The organism is Sphingomonas sp. H160509 (genome assembly GCF_024124765.2).
GTDB lineage: Bacteria > Pseudomonadota > Alphaproteobacteria > Sphingomonadales > Sphingomonadaceae > Sphingomonas.
The window spans coordinates 3829054-3851018 of record NZ_JAMXSR020000002.1 but is presented as its reverse complement, the minus strand read 5'-3'; the positions used below and the strand labels follow the sequence as shown (position 1 = coordinate 3851018).

Below are 21965 nucleotides of genomic sequence, written 5' to 3'. Positions count from 1 at the left end.
CGCGATGTCGAGCTTCCTGCGCAACGACGAGCATCCGATCTTCGACACGATGGCGATGCTCGATCACTGGCGCCGCACCGGCGCACGCTTGATCAACGGCACCGACGTCCTCGCGATCGACGCCTCCAAGGCACGGCAGTTATCGCTGATCGCCTCGCTCGGCCTCGCAATCCCCGAGACGCGCGTCGTCCACCGTGCCGCCGACGTCGTCCCCGCCGCGCAGACGCTCCGCTTCCCGCTGGTCGTCAAAGCGAACATCGGCGGATCGGGCGCCGGCATAATCCGCTTCGACAGCCTCGAAGAACTGCGCACCGCCGTAGCCGACGCCGGCCTCCCAAGCAGCGTCGACGGCGTGCTGCTGGTCCAGGAATACGTCCCCGTCCGCGACGGTGCGATCACCCGGATCGAGACGCTCGACCGCAAATTCCTCTACGCGATCGAAGTCGCCGGCGGCGGCGCATTCGATCTCTGCCCCGCGGATGCGTGCGTCGTACCCGGCTCCGGCATCAAGATGGCCGCGGTCGAGCCCTCGCAGACCTTGAAGGACGCCGCCGAGGCGATCGCCCGCGCGGTCGATCTCGACGTCGGCGGCGTGGAAGTCATGATCGACGACCGCGACGGCGTCGCGCGTTTCTACGACATCAACGCACTGTCGAACTTTGTCGCCAAGCCATTGGATGTGCTCGGCTGGGATCCCCACGACCGCCTCGTCGATTACCTCGTCGAACAGATCGAGAAGGCCCGCTGATGCGCTATGGCTACTGGACTCCCGTCTTCGGCGGCTGGCTTCGGAATGTCCCCGACGAGGGGATGGAGGCGAGCTGGGCGTACACCAAGGCGCTGACGCGGAACGCCGAGCGCTGGGGCTATGACCTGACGCTGATCGCCGAGCTGAACCTCAACGATATCAAGGGCATCGAACAGCCCGCGCTCGACGCATGGTCGACCGCGGCCGCGCTGGCGGCGACGACCGACAGCATCGAGCTGATGGTCGCGGTCCGCCCGAACTTCCACCACCCCGCGCTGTTCGCCAAGGCCGCGGCGAACATCGATCGGATCTCGGGCGGACGCCTCGCGCTGAACGTCGTGTCGTCCTGGTGGGCGGACGAGGCCAAGCAATACGGCCTCCAGTTCGACCAGCACGACGATCGCTACGCGCGCACCGCCGAGTGGCTGACCGTCGTCGACGGGCTCTGGACTGAGGAGCGGTTCGACTTCGCGGGCCAGTTCTACACCACCGAACAGGCGATCTGCTCGCCCAAGCCCGCCAAGCGCCCGACCGTCTACGCCGGCGGCGAAAGCGAGAAGGCCAAGGCGATGATCGCCGCGCAGTGCGACGCGTACGTCATGCACGGCGACCCCGCCGACGCGATCGCCCCGAAGATCGCCGACATGGCGGCGCGGCGCGAAGCAGCTGGCGGCGCGCCGATGCAATACGGCATGGCCGCCTACGCGATCGTCCGCGACAGCGAGGCGGAGGCCAAGCGCGAGCTCGACCGCATCACCAGCGTCACCGAACTCCCCCGCCGGCTATGCGAATTTCGACCAGTGGTTGTCGGGCACGCAGCTCGAACGCGAGATGAAGATCCAGGAATATTCCGTCTCCAACCGCGGCCTGCGCCCCAATCTGGTCGGCACGCCCGAGCAATTGAAGGAGCGTGTCGCGGAATACGAGGCCGTCGGTCTCGACCTGCTGCTGCTCCAGATGAGCCCGCAGGCCGAAGAGATGGAGCGGTTCGCCGCGCAGGTGATGGGCACCGCATGATCCGCCTCACCGACGTCATCAAAACCTACCCGGCAAGCGAGGCTGCGGCCCTCGATGGCGTATCGCTCGAAATTCCTGCACGCGGCGTATTTGGCGTCATCGGCCAGTCCGGTGCAGGCAAGTCGACGCTGATCCGCCTGATCAACGCGCTCGAACGCCCGACGTCGGGCCGGGTCGAAGTCGATGGCGTCGACGTAGCCGCTTTGTCGGCGGCGGACCTGCGCGCGCTGCGCCGCCGGATCGGCATGATCTTCCAGAACTTCGGCCTGCTGTCGTCGCGCACGGTCGCCGCAAACGTCGCGTTCCCGCTGGTGCTGGCGGGCGTATCCAAGGCCGAGCGCGAGACGAAAGTCGCCGCGCTGCTCGACCGCGTAGGCCTGGCCGATCACGCTGCCAAATACCCCGCCCAACTCTCCGGCGGCCAGAAACAGCGCGTCGGCATAGCCCGCGCGCTCGCCACCGACCCCGACATCCTGCTCTGCGACGAAGCGACTAGCGCACTCGATCCCGAAACCACCCGCTCGGTCCTCACCCTCCTCCGCGAGCTCAACCGAGACCTCGGCCTGACGATCGTCCTCATCACCCACGAGATGGACGTCGTCCGCTACGTCTGCGACCGCGTCGCCGTCCTCGAGCGCGGCCGCATCGTCGAGACCGGAGACGTCACCGACATCTTCGCCAACGCCGCCCACCCGGCGACGCAGCGCATGCTGGCGGTGCTGGCGGCATGAGCTTCTTTGCCAACATCGACTGGTCCGACATCGGCCATGCGTGCCTCGACACGCTGATCATGCTCGGCGGATCGCTGATCCTGACGATCGCGTTCGGCCTCCCGCTCGGCGTCCTGCTCTACCTCACCGACCGGGGCCGGCTGTCGCAGAACCGCGTCGCCAACGCCGCGCTCGGGATCATCGTCAACATCCTCCGCTCGGTGCCGTTCATCATCCTGCTGATCGTGATGATCCCGCTGACCGTGATGCTCGTCGGCACCTCGCTAGGCGTCGCCGGCGCGATCCCGCCGCTCGTCGTCGGCGCCGCGCCCTTTTATGCGCGCCTCGTCGAAGGCTCGCTCAAGGAAGTCGATCGCACCACGATCGAGGCGGTGCAGGCGATGGGTGCCACCACGCGCCAGATCGTCACCGGCGCGCTGATCCCCGAGGCACTCCCCGGCCTGATCGCCGGCGCCACCGTCACTGCGGTCGCGCTCGTCTCGTTCACCGCGATGGCGGGCGTGGTCGGCGCGGGCGGACTCGGCGATCTCGCGATCCGGTTCGGCTATCAGCGCTTCCAGACCGACGTCATGGTCGTCACCGTCGTGCTGCTGGTCGTGCTCGTCCAGATCATCCAATATGCCGGCGACGCGCTCGCCCGCCACTTCACCCGCCGCTAGGAACTGCCATGAACCGCCGCACCCTGCTCGCCTCGTTCTCGCTGCTCGCGCTCGCCGCGTGCGGTGGCACCAAGACCAATGACGGCAAGACGCTGACCGTCGCCGCGACCGCGGTCCCGCATGCCGAAATCCTGGAATCGATCAAGCCGACGCTGGCGAAGGAAGGCGTCGACCTCCAGATCCGCGTCTTCAACGATTACGTCCAGCCCAACCTCCAGGTCGAGCAGAAGCAGATCGACGTCAGCTATTTCGAGACCAAGCCCTATCTCGACGAGTTCAACGCCTCGCGCGGCACGCATCTGGTGACCTACGCCGGCGTCCACGTCGAACCGCTCGGTGCCTATTCACGCAAGTGGAAGTCGATCGCGCAGATCCCCAACGGCGCGACCGTCGCGATCCCCAACGAGCCGAGCAACGGCGGCCGCGCGCTTCTGCTGCTGCAAAAGGCCGGGCTGATCACGCTGAAGAACCCGACCAATCCGTTGTCGAGCCTCAACGACATCGCCACCAACCCGAAGAACCTCCAGTTCAAGGAACTGGAGGGCGCCACCCTGCCCCGCACGCTCGGCGAGGTCGATCTCGCGCTGATCAACACCAACTATGCGCTCGACGCGAAGCTCAACCCGGTCCGCGATGCGCTTGCGATCGAGGACAAGAACAGCCCCTACGTCAATTTCGTCGTCGGTCTGCCGGGCGGCGAGAAGGACCCGCGGGTCGTGAAACTGATCGCCGCGTTGCGCAGCCCGGCGACCAAGACCTTCATCGAGCAGCATTATCGGGGTGCGGTGCTGCCGGCGTTCTGATACCGGCGCGAGCCCAGTCAGCGTAATCCTTGAGGCTCCATGACGGTCGTCGCCGCGTATCTCTATCGCCATGGCAAGCGCGTCCGCGCGGTCTCGATCGACGAAAAGGTCGACTGCCCGGCGGATCGCTCGGAGTTCGTCTGGATCGGCATCTGCGACCCGACCGACGCCGAGATGCGGACGCTGAAGGACCAGTATAACCTCCACCCGCTGGCCGTGGAGGACGCGATCAAGGCGGATCAGCTACCCAAGGTCGACGTCTATGGCGACCAGCTGTTCGTCGTCGCCCGCACCGCACAGCTGGAGCAGGACAAGATCGCCTACGGCGAAACCGCGATCTTCGTCGGCCACAGCCACATCATCAGCGTCCGCCACGGCTCGGCACGCTCGCACAAGGCATTACGCGAACAGCTCGAAGCCGCGCCGACCTTGCTGATCAATGGCGTCGACTACGTCCTTCACGCGATCCTCGACTACGTCGTCGACGGCTATCTCCCGATCGTCGAGAGCATCGAGGACGAGGTGCTGGCGATGGAGCAACGCACGATCGACGCGTTCCTAGGCCGCGACGAGATCGTCCGCATCTTCGGGCTCCGGCGCGAGATGATCCGCTTCCAGAGAATCCTCGGACCGATGGGCGAGGTCGCGGGCAAGATCGTCCGCCTCGACCTCCCCCTGCATCGATACCGAGGCGAAACCGTATTTCAGCGACGTGCTCGACCACGTCCGCCGCGTGCAGACGATGGTCGAGGGCCTGCGCGAAGTGCTGACCTCAGTGTTCGAATTCAGCAACCTGCTCGAACAACAACGCACCGGCGCGATCACCCGCCAACTGGCCGCTTGGGCTGCCATCCTCGCGGTTCCGACCGCGATCGCGGGGATCTACGGCATGAACTTCGAGAACATGCCCGAGCTGAAGACGGAATACGGGTATTTCGTCGTGCTGGCGGTGATCGGCGTCGTCTGCGCCGCGCTGTACGTGAAGTTCAAGCAGGCGAAGTGGCTGTAGGCCCGCGGATCGACCTGATTTTCGTTTCAGACAAGCGGTCAGACATTGCTCCCCACCCCGGCGAGGGCCGGGGCCCAATTGGGGGGCGCGAATGACGGGCGATACGTTCCGTTACTGCGACCTTTCCAATTGGACCCCGGCCTTCGCCGGGGGGTACTGACTGAAACGCGTCAGAGTTTAGCTCAAACCTTGACGAGCATCTTCCCCGTATTCCCACCCGAGAACAGCCCCAGGAATGCATCCGGCATCGTCTCGAGCCCCTTGTGCACGGTCTCCTGCCGCTTCAGCGTCCCCGCCGCCAGCATCCCGCCCATGTCCTTGTAGAACTCCTCGGCGCGATTCATGTAGTCGCTGACGATGAACCCGCGGATCTGCACCCGGTTGCCGATCAGCCGCGCGAGGTACTTCAACTGCGTCGCCGCGCCGCTGTTGTAGACGTCGATCATCCCGCACACCGCGAACCGCGCGTGCATCCGCGCATGCGCCAACGCCGCGTCGAGATGCTCGCCGCCGACGTTGTCGAAATACACGTCGATACCTTTCGGAGCAGCCTCGCCGAGCGCCTTCACCACCGGCACGTCGCTTTTATAGTCGATCACCGCATCCGCACCGAGCGACTTCACCCAAGCGCATTTCTCCGCGCCGCCAGCCGAGCCGATCACCGTCATGCCCTTGGCCTTGGCGACCTGCACCACGGTCGATCCAACCGCACCCGCCGCCGCCGACACGAACACCGTGTCGCCCGCCTTCGCCTCGGCAACCTGAAGCAGGCCGAAATACCCGGTCATCCCGGGCATGCCGAGCTGACCCAGAAACGCTTGCGGAGGCACGTCGAGCGCAGGCAGCTTTTGCACCTGCGCGGCCGGCACCACCGCCTCGTCGCGCCAGCCCGCCATGTGCAGCACCATGTCGCCGACCTTGACGCCGTCGTCGTTACTCTCGACCACTTCGCCGACCGCGCCGCCCTGCATCGCCTCCCCCAGCGCGAACGGCGGGACATAGCTCTTCACGTCGTTCATCCGCCCGCGCATGTACGGGTCGACCGACAGCCAGCGATTGGCGATCCGCACCTCGCCGGCGCCGAGCGCAGACTGGTCGAGATCGATCATGGCGAAGTCGGTATGCTTCGGCATGCCTTGCGGACGTGCCTTCAGGGTCCATGCACGGGCCATAAACTTGCTCCTGTCTTGATTATTCGTGTTGCGGGTATGGCGAAACGCACACCTTACGCAACCTGCAAAAAGGCCCGGACGTTTCCGCCCGGGCCCTTGTTCGGCTGACATCATGCGACGCCAGCCAACGCTTTCAACCAGTTAGTACGTGGTCGAACCCGACTTGCCGAGCGTGTCCGACGTCGTCCCGGTGGTGCCGCCGGTCGTCGTGCCCGTGGTCGATGCCGTACCGGTCCCGGTGCTGCCCGTCTGCGAGCTCGAAGCATAGCCGCTAGTGCCGGCATCCTTCTTATCGCCGCCCGTGCGATCGCCGTACTCGAACATCGCCGAGTTGCGCTCTTCTTCCTTCCACGCCGACTTGGCCTCATCGGACGACTTCGACAGCGTCACCTTGCCGTCGACGGTCTTGATCCAGCGCGATGGGATGGAGTGGTGCACGCCGCCTGCATCGCGGTCGTTCTTGGTCAGCAGGATCCGGTCGCCCTTCACCTTGTCGACAGTGCCGACATGGCTGCCGTCAGACCCGACGACTTCCATATGCTCGGTAACCTGCGACAGCGAGCTACGCTGGCCCTGGCGCTCATTGCGCCACGACGAGAACTCGTTCTCGAACTTCGAGCGGTTCTCATGGCGATACTCGTCATAGTCGCGGTCGAGCGCAGCGATCTGCGTGCTGCGCCAGCCATGATAATGGTCGTCGTGCGTGTTCGACGAGCGATTGCCGAACGCACGATTGTCCGAGTTGCCATAGGACCGCTCGTCATAGCGTGCATCGGCTTCGCGGCGACGCTCGGCCTCGTCGTCACCGAACCACGAGCGAACTTCGTCGCCGGCGCGCGCGATGAACCCGCGATCGTCATAGTCATAGCCCTGTGGCTGGCGACCATAGTCACGCCCCTCGTTACGGCTGCCGCCGCGCGAAGAGTTGCGGTTGTCGTCATCCGCATCGCGGTTGCGACCTACGTCCTCGAAGCGGCGACCGTCCGATGCATAGCTGCCGTGATATTCGGTATCGCCCGAACCCTGGCTGCGCTGGCCGTAGGACTGTTGCCCATAGCCCTGGCCGGAGCGCTGCTGGCCATAGCCCTGCTGCCCGTAACCCTGCTGGCCATATCCCTGGCCCGATCCCTGACCGTAACGCGACTGGCCGTAGCGATCGCCGCCCGATGGCTGCGAGCGGTCATTGTGGCCGCCATAATAATCACGACCGCCCTGCTCGCGACCATATTGATCGCCGCGTCCCTGGTCGTCACGCCCCTGATATGCCTGGCCGCGACCGCTGCGGTTATCGTCGCGATCATATTCGCCGGCGGCTTCATACTCACGCGCGCTGGAACGGCCATAGCCGCCACCGTCTGCGCGGAAATCGCGACCATAATCGTTCGAGTTCGGTCGACCGTAATAGTCGCCCGACTGGCGATCTCGGGTGTTGCGTTCGTAGACCATAGGAACCTCCTAATTGCTGTCCTGCGGCTGCCGGCCCCGTCGATCGCGAGGTCGTACATTCCGAGGACTACAAGCGCCAAACTGGCGGAATGTTCCTGCGATTGCGGCAGCTTGACGGCGACCCGACGCTCCGTTGCGACGACGCGCCGAAGATCAGTTGGCGTGGTCGCACCAACCCGGTTGCAACGCCCAAATCGAGCCGCTAGATCACCATTCTGGCCTATGGCCAACCGCGCGGGGCCGTAGCTCAGATGGGAGAGCGCTGCAATCGCACTGCAGAGGTCAGGGGTTCGATTCCCCTCGGCTCCACCACGCGGCATAGCAACAGCACGTCGACGAGCATCCAACACGTCGCGGGCGTAAACTGCACGCCACGTCTGCCATGTGTCTGCCATGCGTGCGTCTTTCATGCGCGCAGTTGCCACGCTATCGTGCGGCATGGACGAATTGACGTGCAACGTGGTCGGCATCAACTTCCCCAACGCGGACAAGAGCAAGAGCAACCGCCGCATGGAATTGATGCTCTGCACTCCCGGCGAACCTGTCGATCTGCGCCGCGAGCCGAAGAACCCGCATGATACGAATGCGGTCGCGGTGTTCAGCCAGCGCGGCGTGCAGATGGGCTATCTGTCCGCCGAACGTGCGCCGCTGATCGGACGGCGTATGCAGGAGGAGGAGCATGTCGCCATATTCCAGGCGCTGGTTGGCAGCTACGGCTATGTCCGCATCCGCTTCGGCGGCGGCGCACCGACACTGCCGGATCCCGAAGCACCCACGCCATCACAGCCCCGCCCGGCGTCGTTCGATCCCGACGCGTTCTACCCCGACCCCGAGGGTCCCGAATGGGGCGCGTGACGCATCACCCCCGAATGGGATGAACTAGATACCCTGCGCAGTGACCACACGACCGGTCGCTTCCAGATCGCGCGTCAGGTCCGCGAGGCAGCGGTCGACCAGCACCTCGTCCGAACTCCGCACCACGAAGTTCGCGCCCGTCTTGCCGTCGCGAAAGAACGGATAGCTCCCGATCGCGACGCCTTCATGCGTCTTCTCCGCATCGCGCAGGATGTCCGCGACCTCGCTCTCGGCCACCCAGCACCCGATCGTCTTAGACACCACCGGACGCCCACCCTCCAGCGTCCCCGTCAGCGCATCGAGCATCCCCGCGGTAATGTGCGGCACGCCCGCCATGATGAAGATGTTGCCGATCCGGATCCCCGGCGCGCCCGACACCTTGTTGTCGATCAGGTCCGCCCCGACCGGTACTCGCGCCATCCTTGCGCGCGCTTCGGTGAGCCCGCCACGCGTCGCGTAATACGCCTCAAGCACCGCCATCGCGCGCGGATGATGCTCGACCGCGACGCCTAGCGCCTCGGCGATCGCGTCCGCCGTGATGTCGTCGTGAGTCGGCCCGATCCCGCCGGTCGTGAACAGGTAATCGTTGCGCGTCCGCAAAATGTTGACCGCCTCGACGATCGCCTCGGTCTTGTCGGCGACCACGCGCACTTCGGCGAGGCGGATGCCCTGCACGTTGAGCCAGGCCGCGATCTGCGCGACGTTCTTGTCCTGCGTGCGGCCCGACAGGATCTCGTCGCCGATGATCGTCAGCGCGGCCGTCCAGATGCGTTCCTCTACCATGCTCTTGGCATAGCCTCGCAAAACCGCGCCCGCCACGCTATATCGCGCGACATGACCGAATATGTAACCGTCACCTCGGACCAGCCCGACGCGCGCACCGGCGCCATCAAGCTGCACGGCCCCGCCGCCTTCGAAGGCATGATGAAGGCGGGTCGCCTTGCTGCCGAGACGCTCGACATGATCGTCCCGCACATGGTGCCGGGCGTGACCACCGCCGAGATCGACCGGCTGATCTACGACTTCATCGTCGCCGGCGGCGGCGTCCCCGCGACGCTCGGTTATCGCGGCTACACGCACAGCGTCTGCATCTCGATCAACCACGTCGTCTGCCACGGCATCCCGAGCGAGAAGACGCTGAAGTCGGGCGATATCGTCAACGTCGACGTCACGCCTCTGCTCGACGGCTGGCACGGCGACACGAGCCGGATGTACCTGATCGGCGACGTCCCGATCAAGGCGCGGCGCCTTGTCGAAGTCACCTACGAATGCCTCATGATCGGCATCGCGCACGCCAAGCCCGGCAACCGCATGGGCGACGTCGCCAACGCGATCCAGCGTCACGCGGAGAAGCACCGCTACGGCGTAGTCCGCGATTTCTGCGGGCACGGCGTCGGCCGGTTGTTCCACGACGCCCCCGAAGTCGTCCATGTCGGCAAGCCCGGCACCGGTCCCGAGCTTCGCCCCGGCATGATCTTCACGATCGAGCCGATGATCAACATCGGCCGCCCCGACGTGAAGCTGCTCGACGATGGCTGGACGGCGGTCACGCGCGATCGCTCGCTGTCCGCGCAATTCGAGCACTCGATCGGCATTACGGAAGACGGCTGCGAGATCTTCACGCTCAGCCCCAAGGGCTACACGCAGCCGCCTTACGTATAGCGTCAGCCGGCGGACACGTTCTTCACCGTACAGTCGGTGATGACGTGGCCGCTATATTCGAACGAACCCTTGCCGTTCCAATCCTTCGCCACGGCCAGCGCGGCGCTGAAGTGAGCGAGATACGATCCGATTCCGGGTGGTGGCACCGAGACGACATATTGGCCGGTGACGTGCACGAGCAACGTGTCGTGGCCGAACCCGGTGTGCAGGATCGCACCCGTGACATGGGGAATGACGGTCGTGCCGTAAGGTGGTGGCAATGCTTGCGTGATTTGCGCCGATCCGGAGATTTGTCCGGTCGGTGCATTCACGCCGAGATCGAGATGAAGCGTCGGCGCGCCTGCAAATCCGCCATGCTTGACGTCCAGCTTTACTTGGTAATATCCAACCGGCTCGGTCATGAGTATTTCCTCCTCCGGATCCATGCTGATCCGTTACTGGAGTTCCTCACGGGACGACTGCCGAGTCCAGCGGGATTGGGTCCGAAACGAACCGGTCGAGACGCGTATGGACTGGCCCCGAAACCTTTCGCGCTGCTCCGCCACAGGAATCTGACGCACAAAGGGTGACGCGGACCGCCGGCACCGCTATCTGCCGCCCCATGACCGAGATCACACCGCAGATCGTCGCCGACCACGGCCTGTCCCCCGAAGAATATGAGCGCGTCCTGCGCGCCATCGGCCGCGAGCCGAACATGGTCGAGCTCGGCATCTTCTCGGTCATGTGGTCCGAGCATTGCAGCTACAAATCCAGCAAGATCCACCTGATGAAGCTCCCCCACCAAGGGCCCCCGCGTCATCTGCGGCCCGGGCGAGAATGCCGGCGTCGTCGATATCGGCGACAACCAGGCGGCGATCTTCAAGATGGAGAGCCACAACCACCCGTCGTACATCGAGCCGTACCAGGGTGCTGCGACCGGTGTCGGCGGCATCCTGCGCGACGTCTTTACGATGGGCGCGCGGCCGATCGCCAACCTCAACGCGCTCCGCTTCGGCCGCCCCGATCACCCCAAGATGCGCCACCTGATCTCGGGCGTCGTCCACGGCATCGGCGGCTATGGCAATTGCGTCGGCGTCCCGACCGTCGGCGGCGAAGTGAACTTCCACTCGGCGTATGACGGCAACATCCTTGTCAACGCGATGACCGTCGGGATCGCCGACCAGGACAAGATCTTCTATTCCGCCGCCAGCGGCATCGGCAATCCGATCGTCTATGTCGGCAGCAAGACCGGCCGCGACGGCATCCACGGCGCGACGATGGCCAGCGCGGACTTCGGCGAGGATTCGGACGCCAAGCGCCCGACCGTCCAGGTCGGCGATCCCTTCACCGAGAAGCTGCTGATCGAAGCCTGCCTCGAACTCATGGCGACCGACGTGATCGTCGCGATCCAGGACATGGGCGCCGCGGGCCTCACCTCGTCCGCGGTCGAGATGGCGTCGAAGGGCGGCGTCGGCATCGAGCTGACGATGGACGACGTGCCGCAGCGCGAGACCGGCATGACGCCGTACGAGATGATGCTCTCGGAATCGCAGGAGCGGATGCTGATGGTCCTGAAGCCCGGCCGCGAAGCCGAGGCCGAGGCGATCTTCAAGAAGTGGGAACTCGATTTCGCAGTCATCGGTCGCGTCACCGACACCGGCCGCATGGTGCTGAATTTCAAGGGCGAGACCGTCTGCGACATCCCGCTCGGGCCGCTCGCCGATGAAGCCCCGCTCTACGATCGCCCGCACGTCCCGACGCCGAAGCCCGCACCGCTCGCCAACGCGCCGCACAGCAGCGACATCGCCGCCGATTTGCTCACGCTGATGGGCTCGCCGGACGTGGCCTCGCGCCGCTGGATCTGGGAGCAGTACGATCACATGGTCGGCGCCGACACCGTGCAGCGCCCCGGTGGCGACGCCGCGGTCGTCCGCGTCCACGGCACGCAGAAGGCGCTGGCGATGACCACCGACTGCACCCCGCGGTACTGTTTCGCCGACCCGGTCGAGGGCGGCAAGCAGGCGGTCGCCGAAGCCTGGCGCAACCTCACCGCGGTCGGCGCGCTGCCGCTAGCGGTGACGAACTGCCTCAACTTCGCCAACCCGCAGCGCCCCGAGATCATGGGCCAGATCGTCGGCTGCCTCGAAGGCATGAGCGACGCCTGCATCGCGCTCGACTTCCCGATCGTGTCAGGCAACGTGTCGCTTTACAATGAATCGAAGGCAACGGGCGGCGGCTCGGCCATTCTGCCGACCCCGGCGATCGGCGCGATCGGCCTGCTGGCGGACTGGCAGAAGAATGCGACGATCGCGTTCAAGGGCTCGGGCGACATCATCCTCGCAGTCGGCACGCGCGGCGGCCATCTCGGCCAGTCGCTCTGGCTGCGCGAATGCCACGGCCGCGAACAGCTCGACGCCGGCCCGCCGCCGCCGGTCGATCTCGCCGCCGAGCGCCGCGTCGGCGACCTGATCCGCGAAGCGATCGCGCTGGGCCAGCTGACCGCGGTCCACGACGTGTCCGACGGCGGCATCGCCGTGACGCTCGCCGAGATGGCGCTCGCCGGCGGGATCGGCGCGATGATCGACCGCAAGCAGCCCTTCGACTGCGCACGCTCGTTCTTCGCGGAGGACCAGGGCGTCTATATCGTGACGGTCGACGACCATTCGCTGCTCGACTTCCTCGGTGCGGCGCATGCGGCGGACGTCGAAGCCGAGCCGCTCGGTCGCACCGGCGGCAAGCGCCTGATCTTCGAACGCCCCGACCGCGACGACGTCATCGCATTGGATTTGCTGCGGACCGCGCACGAGGGGTTCTTCCCGAAACTGATGGGGGTCGATGCCGCGCTGGCTTAAGGCAACGCGACCGCGGGCGAACTAGAACGCAGCCTGCTGCTGGGCTACTGCTGCTGGCTCCTGCCCGCCCTCACAAGCGCCACCCCGGCGAAGGCCGGGGCCCAGTTGGGAAGGCCGAGGTAACGGAGCACCGCGCTCATCATCGCCGCTCCCCAACTGGGCCCCGGCCTCCGCCGGGGTGGTTCTTCTTCGGGGTAAGGGAGCAACCTCAAACCACAGAATGTTTCCCCGCAAAGGCGGGGACCCAGTCTGGGCTCCCGCCTTCGCGGGAGAACAAGGATGCGAGAGATGTCGTCCGATCGAGCTAAAGCAGCGCTCGGCGACGTCATCGCGCTCGACACGCTGCGGACGGCGCACGAGCGCTTCTTCCCGAAACTGTTGGGGGGGTAGACGCGGCGCTGGCATGATGGATTCGGGGGCGATTGAGCGCGCGCGCCCAACAAGGAGGAACCACCCCGGCGAAGGCCGGGGCCCAACTGGGAAAGCCGCAGTAACGAAGCGCTGCCCCCCCAGTCACAACCGTCCCCCCAATTGGGCCCCGGCCTCCGCTGGGGTGGCAACACTGAGAAGCCACCGCTTCCACCATGTTTCCCCGCGAAGGCGGGGAACCAGTCTGGGCTCCCGCCTTCGCGGGAGAACAACGAACCAAGAGAGGTCGTCCGATCGAGCTAAAGCAGAGCTCGGCGACCTCCCCCCTCTCCGTCATCCCAGCGAAAGCTGGAATCTCCCACATCGGACCACAGCGCGCCAACAAAGAATGCCCCGGCTTCCGCTAGGGTAACGGGAGAGGCGGAGCAGCTCGGAGGACAACAGGCGAGGTGCGGCAAGGCATCGCGCAGAAACGACAAGCGGCGCAGTTCACCTACCGGATAGCGGATCCACCAAAACGACACGCCACTCTATCCCAAAACACCCGTCAAAGCGCCCTGTCCTACACCACCGCGATATGCCAGCGTCGAACCATGACCGCATTACTCCCCTACCGCGCTACCAAGACGCCGCGCCCGAACCTAAGCGTCGATCGAGCACCGCCCAAGTCCGTCCGACTCAGCCAACGCCGTCCCCTTCTACAGTGCAATCGAACGCGACCATGTCATGGCCCAACCCCCTATAACGCCCCCCGCGAAATACTGCGCCAGCGTCTGCACTTTGTGCACTTCCGGCATTTCGCATGACCCCTGCCCCCTCCGAAATGGCCACGCTCGACGTCCTCCACAGCGCCGAAGCCACGACGATCGCCGACGTTGAAAGCCCCGCATTTCAACCAGCGCAACGCTCCGGCGAAATGCTGCGCCAGCTTCTGCACTTCGTGCACTTCCGGCATTTCGCATGACCCCCCGCCCCGTCTAAAGTGGCCACGCTCGACGTCCTCCACGGCACCGACGCGACGACCATCACCGACGTCGAAAGCCCCGCATTCCAACCAGCGCAACGCTCCCGCGAAATGCTGCACCAGCGTCTGCACTTCGTGCTCTTCCGGCATTCAGCATGACCCCCCGCCCCCCACCAGGATCGCCAAGCTAGACCTCATCCGAGGCGTCGCCGTCATGGGCATCCTCGCCGCCAACATCGCCGCGTTCGGCTTTCCCGAATTCGCCTACATGACCCCCGCCTCGATGGGCGCGCCGAGCACACCGGACCTGATCGCCTGGACCACCACCTTCATCGTCATCGACGGCAAGATGCGCGGGCTGTTCTCGTTCCTGTTCGGCGCATCGATGCTGCTCGTCATCGACCGGGCCGAGGCAAGCGGCGAAGACCCGGCGACCTTCCACCTGCGCCGCATGGCATGGCTGTTCGTGTTCGGCATCGCGCATTTGTACCTGCTGTGGTGGGGCGACATCCTCGCGCACTACGCGCTGGTCGGCGCGATCGCGTACATGTTCGCGCGGTTGCCGGTCCGCTGGCTGATCGGCGTCGGGCTCGCCTGCATCGCGCTCCAGACGGTCGAGCTGACGACGCTCGTCGCCTACACGTTCGACCTTCACGCCGCCGCGCACCGGCCCGGCGCAACGGCGCGGATCATCGCCAACTGGCAATCGCTGGCGGATCAGTTCGGCCAGCCCCTCTCCCGCCGGTGTCGAGCGCGAACTGGCCATCGGGCGCGGCGGATGGAGCGATATGGTCGCGTGGCGCTGGCAACACGCGGTCGGGCCGATCACGTCGCTGACTGCCACCGGCGCGGAAACGCTCGGCTTCATGCTGCTCGGCATGGCCGGGCTGCGATCCGGCTTCCTGACCGGCGAATGGCCACGAAAGCGCTATGCCGTCATGGCCGCCACCGGCGTCACGATCGGCTGGGCCGCCTACGCCGCCATCGCGACCTTCGACATCGCCCACGGTTTTGACGCACGGTACGTCGCCCTGTCGTGGTTGACGCTTGCCACCCCGCTCAGGCCACTTACGATCATCGGCTATGCGGCCGCGATCATCCTGCTCGCACGACCCGGCGGCTGGCTTACGACTCGCGTCTCCGCGGCGGGTCGGATGGCGTTCTCCAACTATCTCGGCACGACGCTGATCTGTACGACCATCTTCTACGGCTACGGCTTCGGACTGTACGGCGACCTCTCCCGCGCCCAGCTATACCTCGTCGTCGTGCCGATCTGGTTGCTGATGCTCCTCTGGTCGAAGCCGTGGCTCGACCGGTTCCGCTACGGTCCGCTTGAATGGCTATGGCGCAGCCTCTCCCGCTTCGCGTGGCAGCCGATGCGCGGTTCGGCATTCACGGCCAGCCGATGACGCTATTTGCGAATAAGACGCAAAAGGACTTGCGAGTGGTTCGCATTATCCGTATCCCATGCTTACAGCTAGGGAGTTCCCATGGTCGTCTGCGTTTGCAATGCCATACGAGAATCCGACGTTCGCAACTGCGCACGCGGCGGTTGCACGACACCGTGCCAGGCCTTCCGCTCGATGGGCCGGAAACCGAAATGCGGCCAGTGCACGTCGATAGCGCGAGCGATTATCGACGAGGAACGTGCCGCTGCATAAGCGTCGCAACAGCTAGAAAAGCCCGGAAAACTGCCGTTTTTTGGGGTTGTGCTAATCTGTGTCAGCCCGCTACATGTCTGTCAGAGGTGACGGAGATATGGCCATGCGCGGCGACCCACAAGTAATCGAATTCCTGAACGAGGCGCTCAAGAACGAGCTTACCGCGGTCAACCAATATTGGCTCCATTACCGGATGCTCGAGCATTGGGGCGTCTACAAGCTGGCCCAGTACGAGCGGATGGAATCGATCGACGAGATGAAGCACGCCGACTGGCTGTCGGAGCGCATCCTGTTCCTTGACGGCCTGCCGAACTTCCAGCTGCTCGGCCGCCTTCGCATCGGCGAGACCGTCGAGGAGGTCCTGAAGTCGGATCTGGCGCTCGAAGTCGAGGCCACCGTCCAGCTTAAGGGCGCGATTTCGTACTGCGAAGAGGTCAAGGACTATATCAGCCGCGACCTGTTCGCGCGCATCCTCGCCAGCGAGGAAGAGCATGTCGATACGCTCGAGCGCCAGTTCGAGATGATCGCGCGGATGGGCATCCACAACTACATCCAGCTCAACTCGATCTCGGAACATGATTCGCCCAAGGCGGGCGCGGCGCCGTATCTGAGGGGCTGATCCATCCCCCCTGTCATCTCGCTGAAAGGTGAGATGACAGGGCTGTGTTGTCCGCCAGTCTGGCGACGAATCTATTCCCCCGCCGAACCCGGTCGGTACGGCACGACGCCCGAACCCACCGCCCGCAACGGGCTTGCGCACTGCGACCGGATTGGCCTCGCGCTCCAGCAGCGTCAGAGTCTCGACGAACAGCGGCCGCAACCGAACGATATGCTCCAACGCCTCGTCGGGCGTGTCCTGCATTTCCAGACAATCGCGCGCAATCGCCTCGATAGCCTCGGCCAGATCGGCGAGCGGCTCCGCCCCGAACTGCCGCGCTTCACCCTTCAGCGTATGCGCGGGGATCACCATCGCCGCCGCATTGAGCGCGCGCATCGCCGCCTCGATCGCGGCAACCGACTTCACGCCGTCCTCGCGAAAATATCCGAGGATGCGGCCAAATCCCGCGCCCAACTCGTTGCGCGCCTGCACGAACGCGGGCCAATTGATCAGGGTGCTTCCCTCGAACGCCACTGTCGCCTTCTCCCGTTAAGCAAATAGCGCCATGAAGGCCAGAGCCGTATCATACATAACCTAGGTAAACACAGTGTTGAAAAACTAACGACAAGTTACAACAAAGACTGAAATAGATGCATCCAAAACGATTTCTATTGTTGCATTGGCGGACGCCACGACCGCCGCGAGTTCGGTCGGGGCCTGAGGGTCGTCCGCTATCACCTCGACGCGGGTCGCACCGTCCCGCAACGCCCGGGCGAGCCGCACCGCAGGCCAAGGACAATGCATGCCCCTGGCGTCGATACGGACCACGTCCGACACCACGCCTAGTGGCCGCCGCCGCCCTTGCCGTCGTCGTACGGATTCTTCGGCGCGCGGAACATCAGGCGCACCGGCACCGCGCCGAAGCCAAGATCCTTGCGCATCGAATTGACCAGATACCGCTCATAGCTTGCCGGCAGCTGATCGACGCGCGTGCCGAAGATGACGAAGCTGGGCGGTCGCGTCTTGACCTGCGTGACGTAGCGCATCTTGATCCGCTTGCCACCGGGAGCGGGCGGTGGTGTCGCCTCGATCGCGCGCTCGAACCAGCGGTTGAGTTCACCGGTGCCGACGCGCTTCGACCATGCGTCGCGCGTGTCGAAACAGGCTTGCAGCAACTGGTCGATGCCCTTGCCGGTCGCCCCGGACACGGTCATCACCGTGACGCCCTTGACCTGCGACAGTCCGTCTTCGAGCGCGCGCTTCACGCCGTTGAACAGCGACGACGCGCTCTCGGCGATGTCCCATTTGTTCAGCGCGATGACGAGTGCGCGGCCCTCCTGTAGCACCTTGTCGGCGATACGGAGATCCTGCGCCTCGAGACCCAGCGTGGCGTCGAGCAGCAGCACGACGACCTCGGCGAAGTCAACCGCGTGGAGCGCGTCCTCGACCGACATCTTCTCGAGCTTGTCCTGCACCTTGGCACGCTTGCGCATACCGGCAGTGTCGATCAGCCGGACTTTCCGCGCTTCGCCACCGGTCGGGTGCCAGTCGTAGTCTACGCTGATCGAGTCACGCGTGATGCCGGCTTCGGGGCCGGTGATCATACGATCTTCACCAAGGATGCGGTTGACCAAGGTCGACTTGCCCGCATTCGGGCGACCGACGATCGCGAGCTTTAGCGGGCCTTCATATTCGTTGTCGGGCTGCTCCTCGGGCGGTTCTTCCTTGCCTTCGAGTAGCGGGAGCAGGCCTTCGAACAGGTCGCCCATGCCTTCGCCGTGCTCGGCCGACAGCTGGACCGGGTCGCCGAAGCCTAGCGCGAGCGATTCGAGGATACCGTCTTCGCCTGCACGGCCTTCGGCCTTGTTGGCAACTAAGAGGACGGGAACATCGGCTGTGCGGAGCCAACGCGCGATTTCTTCGTCCAAGGGCACGATGCCGGCACGGGCATCGAACAGGAACAGCGCGACGTCGGCCTGTTCGACGGCGGCTTCGGTCTGCTGGCGCATGCGGCCGGGCAGAGTCTGCGCGTCGTGGTCTTCATAGCCGGCGGTGTCGATGATGCGGAATTCGAGGCCGATCAGCGACGCATCGCCTTCGCGGCGGTCACGCGTGACACCGGGGCGATCGTCGACCAGCGCGAGCTTCTTGCCGACGAGGCGGTTGAAAAGAGTCGACTTGCCGACATTTGGGCGGCCGACGATTGCGACCACGGGGAGTTTGGACATGGCGTGCCCTTAGCGCGTGTCGCGCCAAAGGTCACCTGGTCCCTCGCCCCTCCGGGGGAGAGGGGGGGAGGAGCCGCAGGCGACGGAAGGGCGAGGGGCAGTTGGGGCAGGTGATCCTAGCCTCACTCCCCTCACCCTTCCCACCGCAAACGCGGCGGCCCCTTCCCTCTCCCCGGCGGGGAGAGGGGGGTTTCGGTTACCGGTACGCGGTGACCTTGCCCTTCTGGTCTAGCGTATAGAGCGTCGAGTTCGCGACGATCGGGGGCAACGAGAACGGGGTCTTCGTTTCGATCGTCGAGCTCACCGTGCCGTCGGTCGGCGAGACGAAATTGATCTCGCCGCGCGAGTTGGTCAGGACGAGGCGGTTGCCGGCCAGGATCGGCCCGAACCAAGTGACCGCGTTGCTCCGCTTCTTTTCGTTCTGGAACCGCTTCAACTGCGCGATCCAGCGTGCCTTGCCGTTCGAGCGCGACAGGCAGACCAGACGCGCGTCGTCAGTCACCACGAACAGCCACTCGCCCGCAATCCACGGGGTCGAGATGCCGGCGAAGTTCTGCTCCCACAGACGCTGTCCGGTCGACAGTTCGAGCGCGACCATGCGGCCGCCCTGCCCGACCGCGTAAACGCGGCCCCCATCGATCACCGGTGCGGCGTCGATGTCAGACAGGCTGGATACCGAGGTCGTGATCGAAGTGCGCGACAGCGCGTCCTGCCACAGGATACGGCCGTTCTCGTAGCGATACGCGCTGAGTTCGCCGCTGGAGAAGCCGGCGACCACGGTGCCCTGGCTCACGGCGGGTGCAGCGACGCCGAACACGCCCTGTGTCTCGAGCGTGCCGGACTGGACCCACTGAACTTTGCCGTCGGTCTGGTTGAGCGAGAAGACCTGGTTGTCCTGGGTAAGAACATAGACCGCGCCGTTGGCGACGGTCGGGGAACCACGGAGCGGAGCGCCGGGCTTGGCGCGCCAGAGAATCTTGCCGTCCGCTGCGCTCATCGCGACGACGTCGCCAACACCGTCGGTGGCGTAGAGCTTGCCGTCGTCATAGCTGACGCCGCCGCCGAAGCGAGCCGCCTTGTTGAGCTTGCCCTCGGTGATCCCCGCGCTCCACAGCGCGGCGCCGGTGTCGGCGGTGAAGGCATGGATCGTCGCGGTGACGTCGGTGACGAACAGCTTGCCGTCGGCAACGACCGGAGCGGCGCCGAGACGTTCGCGGTTCGAGCCACCGTCGATACCGGCCTGCCAGAGACGCTTGGGCTGATCGGCGAGCGCGAGCTGGCCCATCGACTTGGCGGGGTTGCCGCCGGGCTGGGCCCAGGCGTCGTTGACCGCAGGCGCCGGCAACAGGACCTGGACGTCGGCGATCGTCTTGTCGGTCTCGACCTCGTTCTCCGACACCAGGATCGACACGCGGTCGCCGAGCGTCGGCGTCTTCTTCACGCTGCCCTTGAAAATCCCGCAACCGCTGAGCGCCACCAGCGCGGCGACGGCGACCGTCACCCGATATGTCTTCATCATTGCGCCTTGGTATCCTCGTTTGATGCAGCCGGAGTGATTACCCTGGCAGTAGCGCCCGTGCTGGCAACAGCGTCCACACCCAGTACGCCAGCCATCTGAACCGCGCGTTGACGGATCGTCTCGGGCACGCCGGTATCGCGCGCGACCTGGCCGAACATGGTCCCCGCCTGCTGGCGCTGGTTCATGCGGAGATAGGAGATCGCGACCATCTCGCCCGCGCTGCCGAGCCACGGGCCACCGGGCACGGCCAGCGGACGAAGCCGCTCGACGACGACCTGTGGCTTCAGCGTGTCGAACTCGGCCGAGGTCTGGCGGACCAGCGCGAGATCGCGGAACGGCTTTGCCAGCGACGTATCCGCAGCGATCGAACCGAGCTTGGCAGCCGCCCCCCTTCAGGTCGTCCTTCTGGAGGAGGACGTCGGCCTGCGTGAACAGCGCGAGCGCGCGGTAGCCGTCGCGGTTCGACTTGGCGAGTTCCGCCAGCGGCTTCGACGCGGCCGCGGCGTTGTTCGCGCCGAGCGAATCGTAAGCGGCCTGAAGCTGCTCGCCTTCGACACCAGCGGCCTCGCCATTGTGATGCTGCCAGTAAAGGAAGCCGGCGAGAGCCGCGAGTGCGGCGACAACGCCGACCACGACCCATTTGCCCCAGTTCGTCCAGAACCCGGCGAGCTGGTCGCGTCGCAGTTCTTCGTCGACCTCACGCAGGAATGCTTGATCGGTTTTCGGCGGGAGGGCCAAGGAATGCTCCGGGAATAGTGAGGGGGTGGGCGGCGCGGACCTTAGCCGCGCCGGAACCGAAACGGAAGCGGATCAATCCTTGGGCGCGTAGACCTGCTCCGCACCCGGAAACGCGCGCGATCGGACGTCGTCCGCATAGGTCTGCGTCGCGGAGGAAATCGTGTCGGCGATGTCGGCGAACCGCTTCACGAACTTCGCGGTCCGGTCGAACATCCCCAGCATGTCCTCGGTCACCAGCACCTGTCCGTCGCACTGAGCCGATGCCCCGATGCCGATCGTCGGGCAGGCGATGGTGTTGGTGATCTCGATCGCGATCGGCTCGACCACGCCTTCGATCACCAACGAGAATGCGCCCGCCTCGGCGATGCTCTGCGCGTCGGCGACGATCTTGGCGGCTTCCTCGGGCGTTCGACCGCGAGCGCCGTAGCCACCGAGCACGTTGACCGCCTGCGGGGTGAGGCCGACATGGCCCATCACCGGAATACCACGCTCGGTCAGGAACTTGACGGTCGGCGCCATCGCCGTGCCGCCCTCAAGCTTCACCGCCGCCGCGCCGGTCTGCTTAAGCAGGAACGCCGCGCTCTCGAACGCCTTTTCGGGCGAGGCTTCGTAGCTGCCGAACGGCATGTCGATGACGACCACCGCATGATAGCTGCCGCGCACCACCGCCGCGCCGTGCGCCGCCATCATGTCCAGCGTGACGGGCACGGTCGAGGGCAGCCCGTAGATCACCTGCCCCAGGCTGTCGCCGACCAGCAGCATGTCGCAGTGCGGATCGAGGAGTTGCGCGGTCCGCACGGTGTAGGCAGTGAGCATGACGAGCGGCGTCTTGCCCTTCTGGCGGCGGATCGCGGGGACGGTCAGGCGCTTGAGCGGCGCGGGCGTCGGGTTGGCGCGACTCGTCGCGGTGTCGAGGGTGTAGGTCGTGGACATGGCGGCGCTAGTAGCGTGCGGC

At 65.4% G+C, this 21965-nt stretch carries 21 protein-coding genes, 1 tRNA gene and 4 pseudogenes; 15 read left to right on the top strand and 11 right to left on the bottom strand.

Going from position 1 to position 21965, the window contains the following annotated elements; all coding sequences use genetic code 11:
- The first annotated feature begins 4 nt into the window (after positions 1–4).
- The 5 genes and pseudogenes from NHF48_RS20840 to NHF48_RS20820 all read left to right on the top strand — a co-directional run bounded on the left by NHF48_RS20840 (position 5) and on the right by NHF48_RS20820 (position 4967).
- The gene (locus NHF48_RS20840; protein WP_253072183.1) at positions 5–748 is read left to right on the top strand and encodes an ATP-grasp domain-containing protein; all 744 of its coding nucleotides are present in this window, start codon (positions 5–7) and stop codon (positions 746–748) included.
- Positions 748–2496: an LLM class flavin-dependent oxidoreductase gene (locus NHF48_RS20835; RefSeq protein WP_253072182.1), complete on the top strand. Its 1749-nt coding sequence runs from the start codon at positions 748–750 to the stop codon at positions 2494–2496. The genes NHF48_RS20840 and NHF48_RS20835 overlap by 1 nt, the downstream gene beginning before the upstream one ends.
- Positions 2493–3155 (top strand): methionine ABC transporter permease, encoded by a 663-nt coding sequence (locus NHF48_RS20830; protein WP_253072181.1) that lies wholly within the window; start codon positions 2493–2495, stop codon positions 3153–3155. Before NHF48_RS20835 ends, NHF48_RS20830 begins: the two co-directional genes overlap by 4 nt.
- Positions 3156–3163: 8 nt before the next feature.
- On the top strand, positions 3164–3958 hold the full coding sequence (locus NHF48_RS20825) for a MetQ/NlpA family ABC transporter substrate-binding protein (protein ID WP_056047737.1): 795 nt from the start codon (positions 3164–3166) through the stop codon (positions 3956–3958).
- A gap of 39 nt (positions 3959–3997) precedes the next feature.
- A pseudogene (locus NHF48_RS20820) lies at positions 3998–4967 on the top strand (magnesium and cobalt transport protein CorA).
- A gap of 182 nt (positions 4968–5149) precedes the next feature.
- On the opposite strand, the gene NHF48_RS20815 reads toward NHF48_RS20820, so the two are convergent.
- On the bottom strand, positions 5150–6139 hold the full coding sequence (locus NHF48_RS20815; protein ID WP_253072180.1) for an NADP-dependent oxidoreductase: 990 nt from the start codon (positions 6137–6139) through the stop codon (positions 5150–5152).
- A 141-nt stretch (positions 6140–6280) separates the two neighbouring features.
- Positions 6281–7585 carry a DUF2171 domain-containing protein gene (locus tag NHF48_RS20810; RefSeq protein WP_253072179.1) on the bottom strand — a complete coding sequence of 435 codons (1305 nt, stop codon included), beginning with the start codon at positions 7583–7585 and terminating at the stop codon, positions 6281–6283.
- A 236-nt stretch (positions 7586–7821) separates the two neighbouring features.
- Between NHF48_RS20810 and NHF48_RS20805 the strand changes: the two genes are divergently transcribed.
- Positions 7822–7897, top strand: a tRNA-Ala gene (locus NHF48_RS20805).
- Positions 7898–8023: 126 nt separating this feature from the next.
- Complete coding sequence (locus tag NHF48_RS20800) at positions 8024–8440, top strand: HIRAN domain-containing protein (protein WP_263817001.1); 417 nt, start codon at positions 8024–8026, stop codon at positions 8438–8440.
- A gap of 24 nt (positions 8441–8464) precedes the next feature.
- Here the strand turns inward: NHF48_RS20800 and NHF48_RS20795 are convergent, their stop codons facing one another.
- Positions 8465–9223 carry a competence/damage-inducible protein A gene (locus NHF48_RS20795; RefSeq protein ID WP_253072506.1) on the bottom strand — a complete coding sequence of 253 codons (759 nt, stop codon included), beginning with the start codon at positions 9221–9223 and terminating at the stop codon, positions 8465–8467.
- A 51-nt stretch (positions 9224–9274) separates the two neighbouring features.
- On the opposite strand from NHF48_RS20795, the gene map reads away from it, so the two are divergent.
- Positions 9275–10102 (top strand): type I methionyl aminopeptidase, encoded by an 828-nt coding sequence (gene map / locus NHF48_RS20790; RefSeq protein WP_253072177.1) that lies wholly within the window; start codon positions 9275–9277, stop codon positions 10100–10102.
- Positions 10103–10104: 2 nt separating this feature from the next.
- On the opposite strand, the gene NHF48_RS20785 is transcribed toward map, so the two are convergent.
- Positions 10105–10503 (bottom strand): DUF1842 domain-containing protein, encoded by a 399-nt coding sequence (locus tag NHF48_RS20785; RefSeq protein ID WP_056062662.1) that lies wholly within the window; start codon positions 10501–10503, stop codon positions 10105–10107.
- A 200-nt stretch (positions 10504–10703) separates the two neighbouring features.
- Between NHF48_RS20785 and purL the strand changes: the two are divergent.
- The 7 genes and pseudogenes from purL (at position 10704) to bfr (ending at position 16546) form a co-directional block, all read left to right on the top strand.
- Positions 10704–12933, top strand: a pseudogene (gene purL, locus NHF48_RS20780) (phosphoribosylformylglycinamidine synthase subunit PurL).
- 1192 nt (positions 12934–14125) lie between these two features.
- Positions 14126–14266, top strand: a complete 141-nt coding sequence (locus NHF48_RS20775) for a hypothetical protein (RefSeq protein WP_263817000.1) — start codon at positions 14126–14128, stop codon at positions 14264–14266.
- A gap of 18 nt (positions 14267–14284) precedes the next feature.
- Positions 14285–14425 (top strand): hypothetical protein, encoded by a 141-nt coding sequence (locus tag NHF48_RS20770; RefSeq protein ID WP_253072175.1) that lies wholly within the window; start codon positions 14285–14287, stop codon positions 14423–14425.
- Positions 14426–14480: 55 nt separating this feature from the next.
- Complete coding sequence (locus tag NHF48_RS20765) at positions 14481–15281, top strand: DUF418 domain-containing protein (RefSeq protein WP_253072174.1); 801 nt, start codon at positions 14481–14483, stop codon at positions 15279–15281.
- On the top strand, positions 15205–15675 hold the full coding sequence (locus tag NHF48_RS20760) for a DUF418 domain-containing protein (RefSeq protein WP_253072173.1): 471 nt from the start codon (positions 15205–15207) through the stop codon (positions 15673–15675). The genes NHF48_RS20765 and NHF48_RS20760 overlap by 77 nt, the downstream gene beginning before the upstream one ends.
- Positions 15676–15756: 81 nt before the next feature.
- Entirely contained in the window at positions 15757–15927 is a 171-nt protein-coding gene (locus NHF48_RS20755; RefSeq protein WP_082441433.1) for a (2Fe-2S)-binding protein, read from the top strand.
- Positions 15928–16030: 103 nt separating this feature from the next.
- Positions 16031–16546 carry a bacterioferritin gene (gene bfr / locus NHF48_RS20750; RefSeq protein ID WP_253072172.1) on the top strand — a complete coding sequence of 172 codons (516 nt, stop codon included), beginning with the start codon at positions 16031–16033 and terminating at the stop codon, positions 16544–16546.
- A gap of 96 nt (positions 16547–16642) precedes the next feature.
- Here the strand turns inward: bfr and NHF48_RS20745 are convergent.
- The 7 genes and pseudogenes from NHF48_RS20745 to panB form a co-directional block, all read right to left on the bottom strand.
- Positions 16643–17059, bottom strand: a pseudogene (locus tag NHF48_RS20745) (Hpt domain-containing protein); the annotation flags it as partial.
- 84 nt (positions 17060–17143) lie between these two features.
- Complete coding sequence (locus NHF48_RS20740; protein WP_342454702.1) at positions 17144–17353, bottom strand: sulfurtransferase TusA family protein; 210 nt, start codon at positions 17351–17353, stop codon at positions 17144–17146.
- Positions 17354–17367: 14 nt separating this feature from the next.
- Positions 17368–18753 (bottom strand): ribosome biogenesis GTPase Der, encoded by a 1386-nt coding sequence (der, locus tag NHF48_RS20735; RefSeq protein ID WP_056062647.1) that lies wholly within the window; start codon positions 18751–18753, stop codon positions 17368–17370.
- A gap of 196 nt (positions 18754–18949) precedes the next feature.
- Positions 18950–20272 (bottom strand): outer membrane protein assembly factor BamB family protein, encoded by a 1323-nt coding sequence (locus tag NHF48_RS20730; protein WP_253072171.1) that lies wholly within the window; start codon positions 20270–20272, stop codon positions 18950–18952.
- The gene (locus tag NHF48_RS25470) at positions 20269–20481 is read right to left on the bottom strand and encodes a hypothetical protein (RefSeq protein ID WP_342454776.1); all 213 of its coding nucleotides are present in this window, start codon (positions 20479–20481) and stop codon (positions 20269–20271) included. The genes NHF48_RS20730 and NHF48_RS25470 overlap by 4 nt, the downstream gene beginning before the upstream one ends.
- Before the next feature lie 241 nt (positions 20482–20722).
- Positions 20723–20905 (bottom strand): annotated as a pseudogene (locus tag NHF48_RS25465) (tetratricopeptide repeat protein); the annotation flags it as partial.
- Positions 20906–21082: 177 nt separating this feature from the next.
- Positions 21083–21943, bottom strand: a complete 861-nt coding sequence (gene panB / locus NHF48_RS20720) for a 3-methyl-2-oxobutanoate hydroxymethyltransferase (protein ID WP_253072170.1) — start codon at positions 21941–21943, stop codon at positions 21083–21085.
- Positions 21944–21965 lie beyond the last annotated feature (22 nt).

Excerpts from the sequence above, each read along its gene's own strand:
- NHF48_RS20840 (WP_253072183.1), top strand. The coding sequence starts at position 5 with ATGTCGAGCTTCCTGCGCAACGACGAGCATCCGATCTTCGACACGATG.
- NHF48_RS20835 (WP_253072182.1), top strand. The coding sequence starts at position 748 with ATGCGCTATGGCTACTGGACTCCCGTCTTCGGCGGCTGGCTTCGGAAT.
- NHF48_RS20830 (WP_253072181.1), top strand. The coding sequence starts at position 2,493 with ATGAGCTTCTTTGCCAACATCGACTGGTCCGACATCGGCCATGCGTGC.
- NHF48_RS20825 (WP_056047737.1), top strand. The coding sequence starts at position 3,164 with ATGAACCGCCGCACCCTGCTCGCCTCGTTCTCGCTGCTCGCGCTCGCC.
- NHF48_RS20815 (WP_253072180.1), bottom strand. The coding sequence starts at position 6,139 with ATGGCCCGTGCATGGACCCTGAAGGCACGTCCGCAAGGCATGCCGAAG.
- NHF48_RS20810 (WP_253072179.1), bottom strand. The coding sequence starts at position 7,585 with ATGGTCTACGAACGCAACACCCGAGATCGCCAGTCGGGCGACTATTAC.
- NHF48_RS20800 (WP_263817001.1), top strand. The coding sequence starts at position 8,024 with ATGGACGAATTGACGTGCAACGTGGTCGGCATCAACTTCCCCAACGCG.
- NHF48_RS20795 (WP_253072506.1), bottom strand. The coding sequence starts at position 9,223 with ATGGTAGAGGAACGCATCTGGACGGCCGCGCTGACGATCATCGGCGAC.
- map (WP_253072177.1), top strand. The coding sequence starts at position 9,275 with ATGACCGAATATGTAACCGTCACCTCGGACCAGCCCGACGCGCGCACC.
- NHF48_RS20785 (WP_056062662.1), bottom strand. The coding sequence starts at position 10,503 with ATGACCGAGCCGGTTGGATATTACCAAGTAAAGCTGGACGTCAAGCAT.
- NHF48_RS20775 (WP_263817000.1), top strand. The coding sequence starts at position 14,126 with ATGGCCACGCTCGACGTCCTCCACAGCGCCGAAGCCACGACGATCGCC.
- NHF48_RS20765 (WP_253072174.1), top strand. The coding sequence starts at position 14,481 with ATGGGCATCCTCGCCGCCAACATCGCCGCGTTCGGCTTTCCCGAATTC.
- NHF48_RS20760 (WP_253072173.1), top strand. The coding sequence starts at position 15,205 with ATGGCCGCCACCGGCGTCACGATCGGCTGGGCCGCCTACGCCGCCATC.
- NHF48_RS20755 (WP_082441433.1), top strand. The coding sequence starts at position 15,757 with ATGGTCGTCTGCGTTTGCAATGCCATACGAGAATCCGACGTTCGCAAC.
- bfr (WP_253072172.1), top strand. The coding sequence starts at position 16,031 with ATGCGCGGCGACCCACAAGTAATCGAATTCCTGAACGAGGCGCTCAAG.
- der (WP_056062647.1), bottom strand. The coding sequence starts at position 18,753 with ATGTCCAAACTCCCCGTGGTCGCAATCGTCGGCCGCCCAAATGTCGGC.
- NHF48_RS20730 (WP_253072171.1), bottom strand. The coding sequence starts at position 20,272 with ATGATGAAGACATATCGGGTGACGGTCGCCGTCGCCGCGCTGGTGGCG.
- NHF48_RS25470 (WP_342454776.1), bottom strand. The coding sequence starts at position 20,481 with ATGGTCGCGATCTCCTATCTCCGCATGAACCAGCGCCAGCAGGCGGGG.
- panB (WP_253072170.1), bottom strand. The coding sequence starts at position 21,943 with ATGTCCACGACCTACACCCTCGACACCGCGACGAGTCGCGCCAACCCG.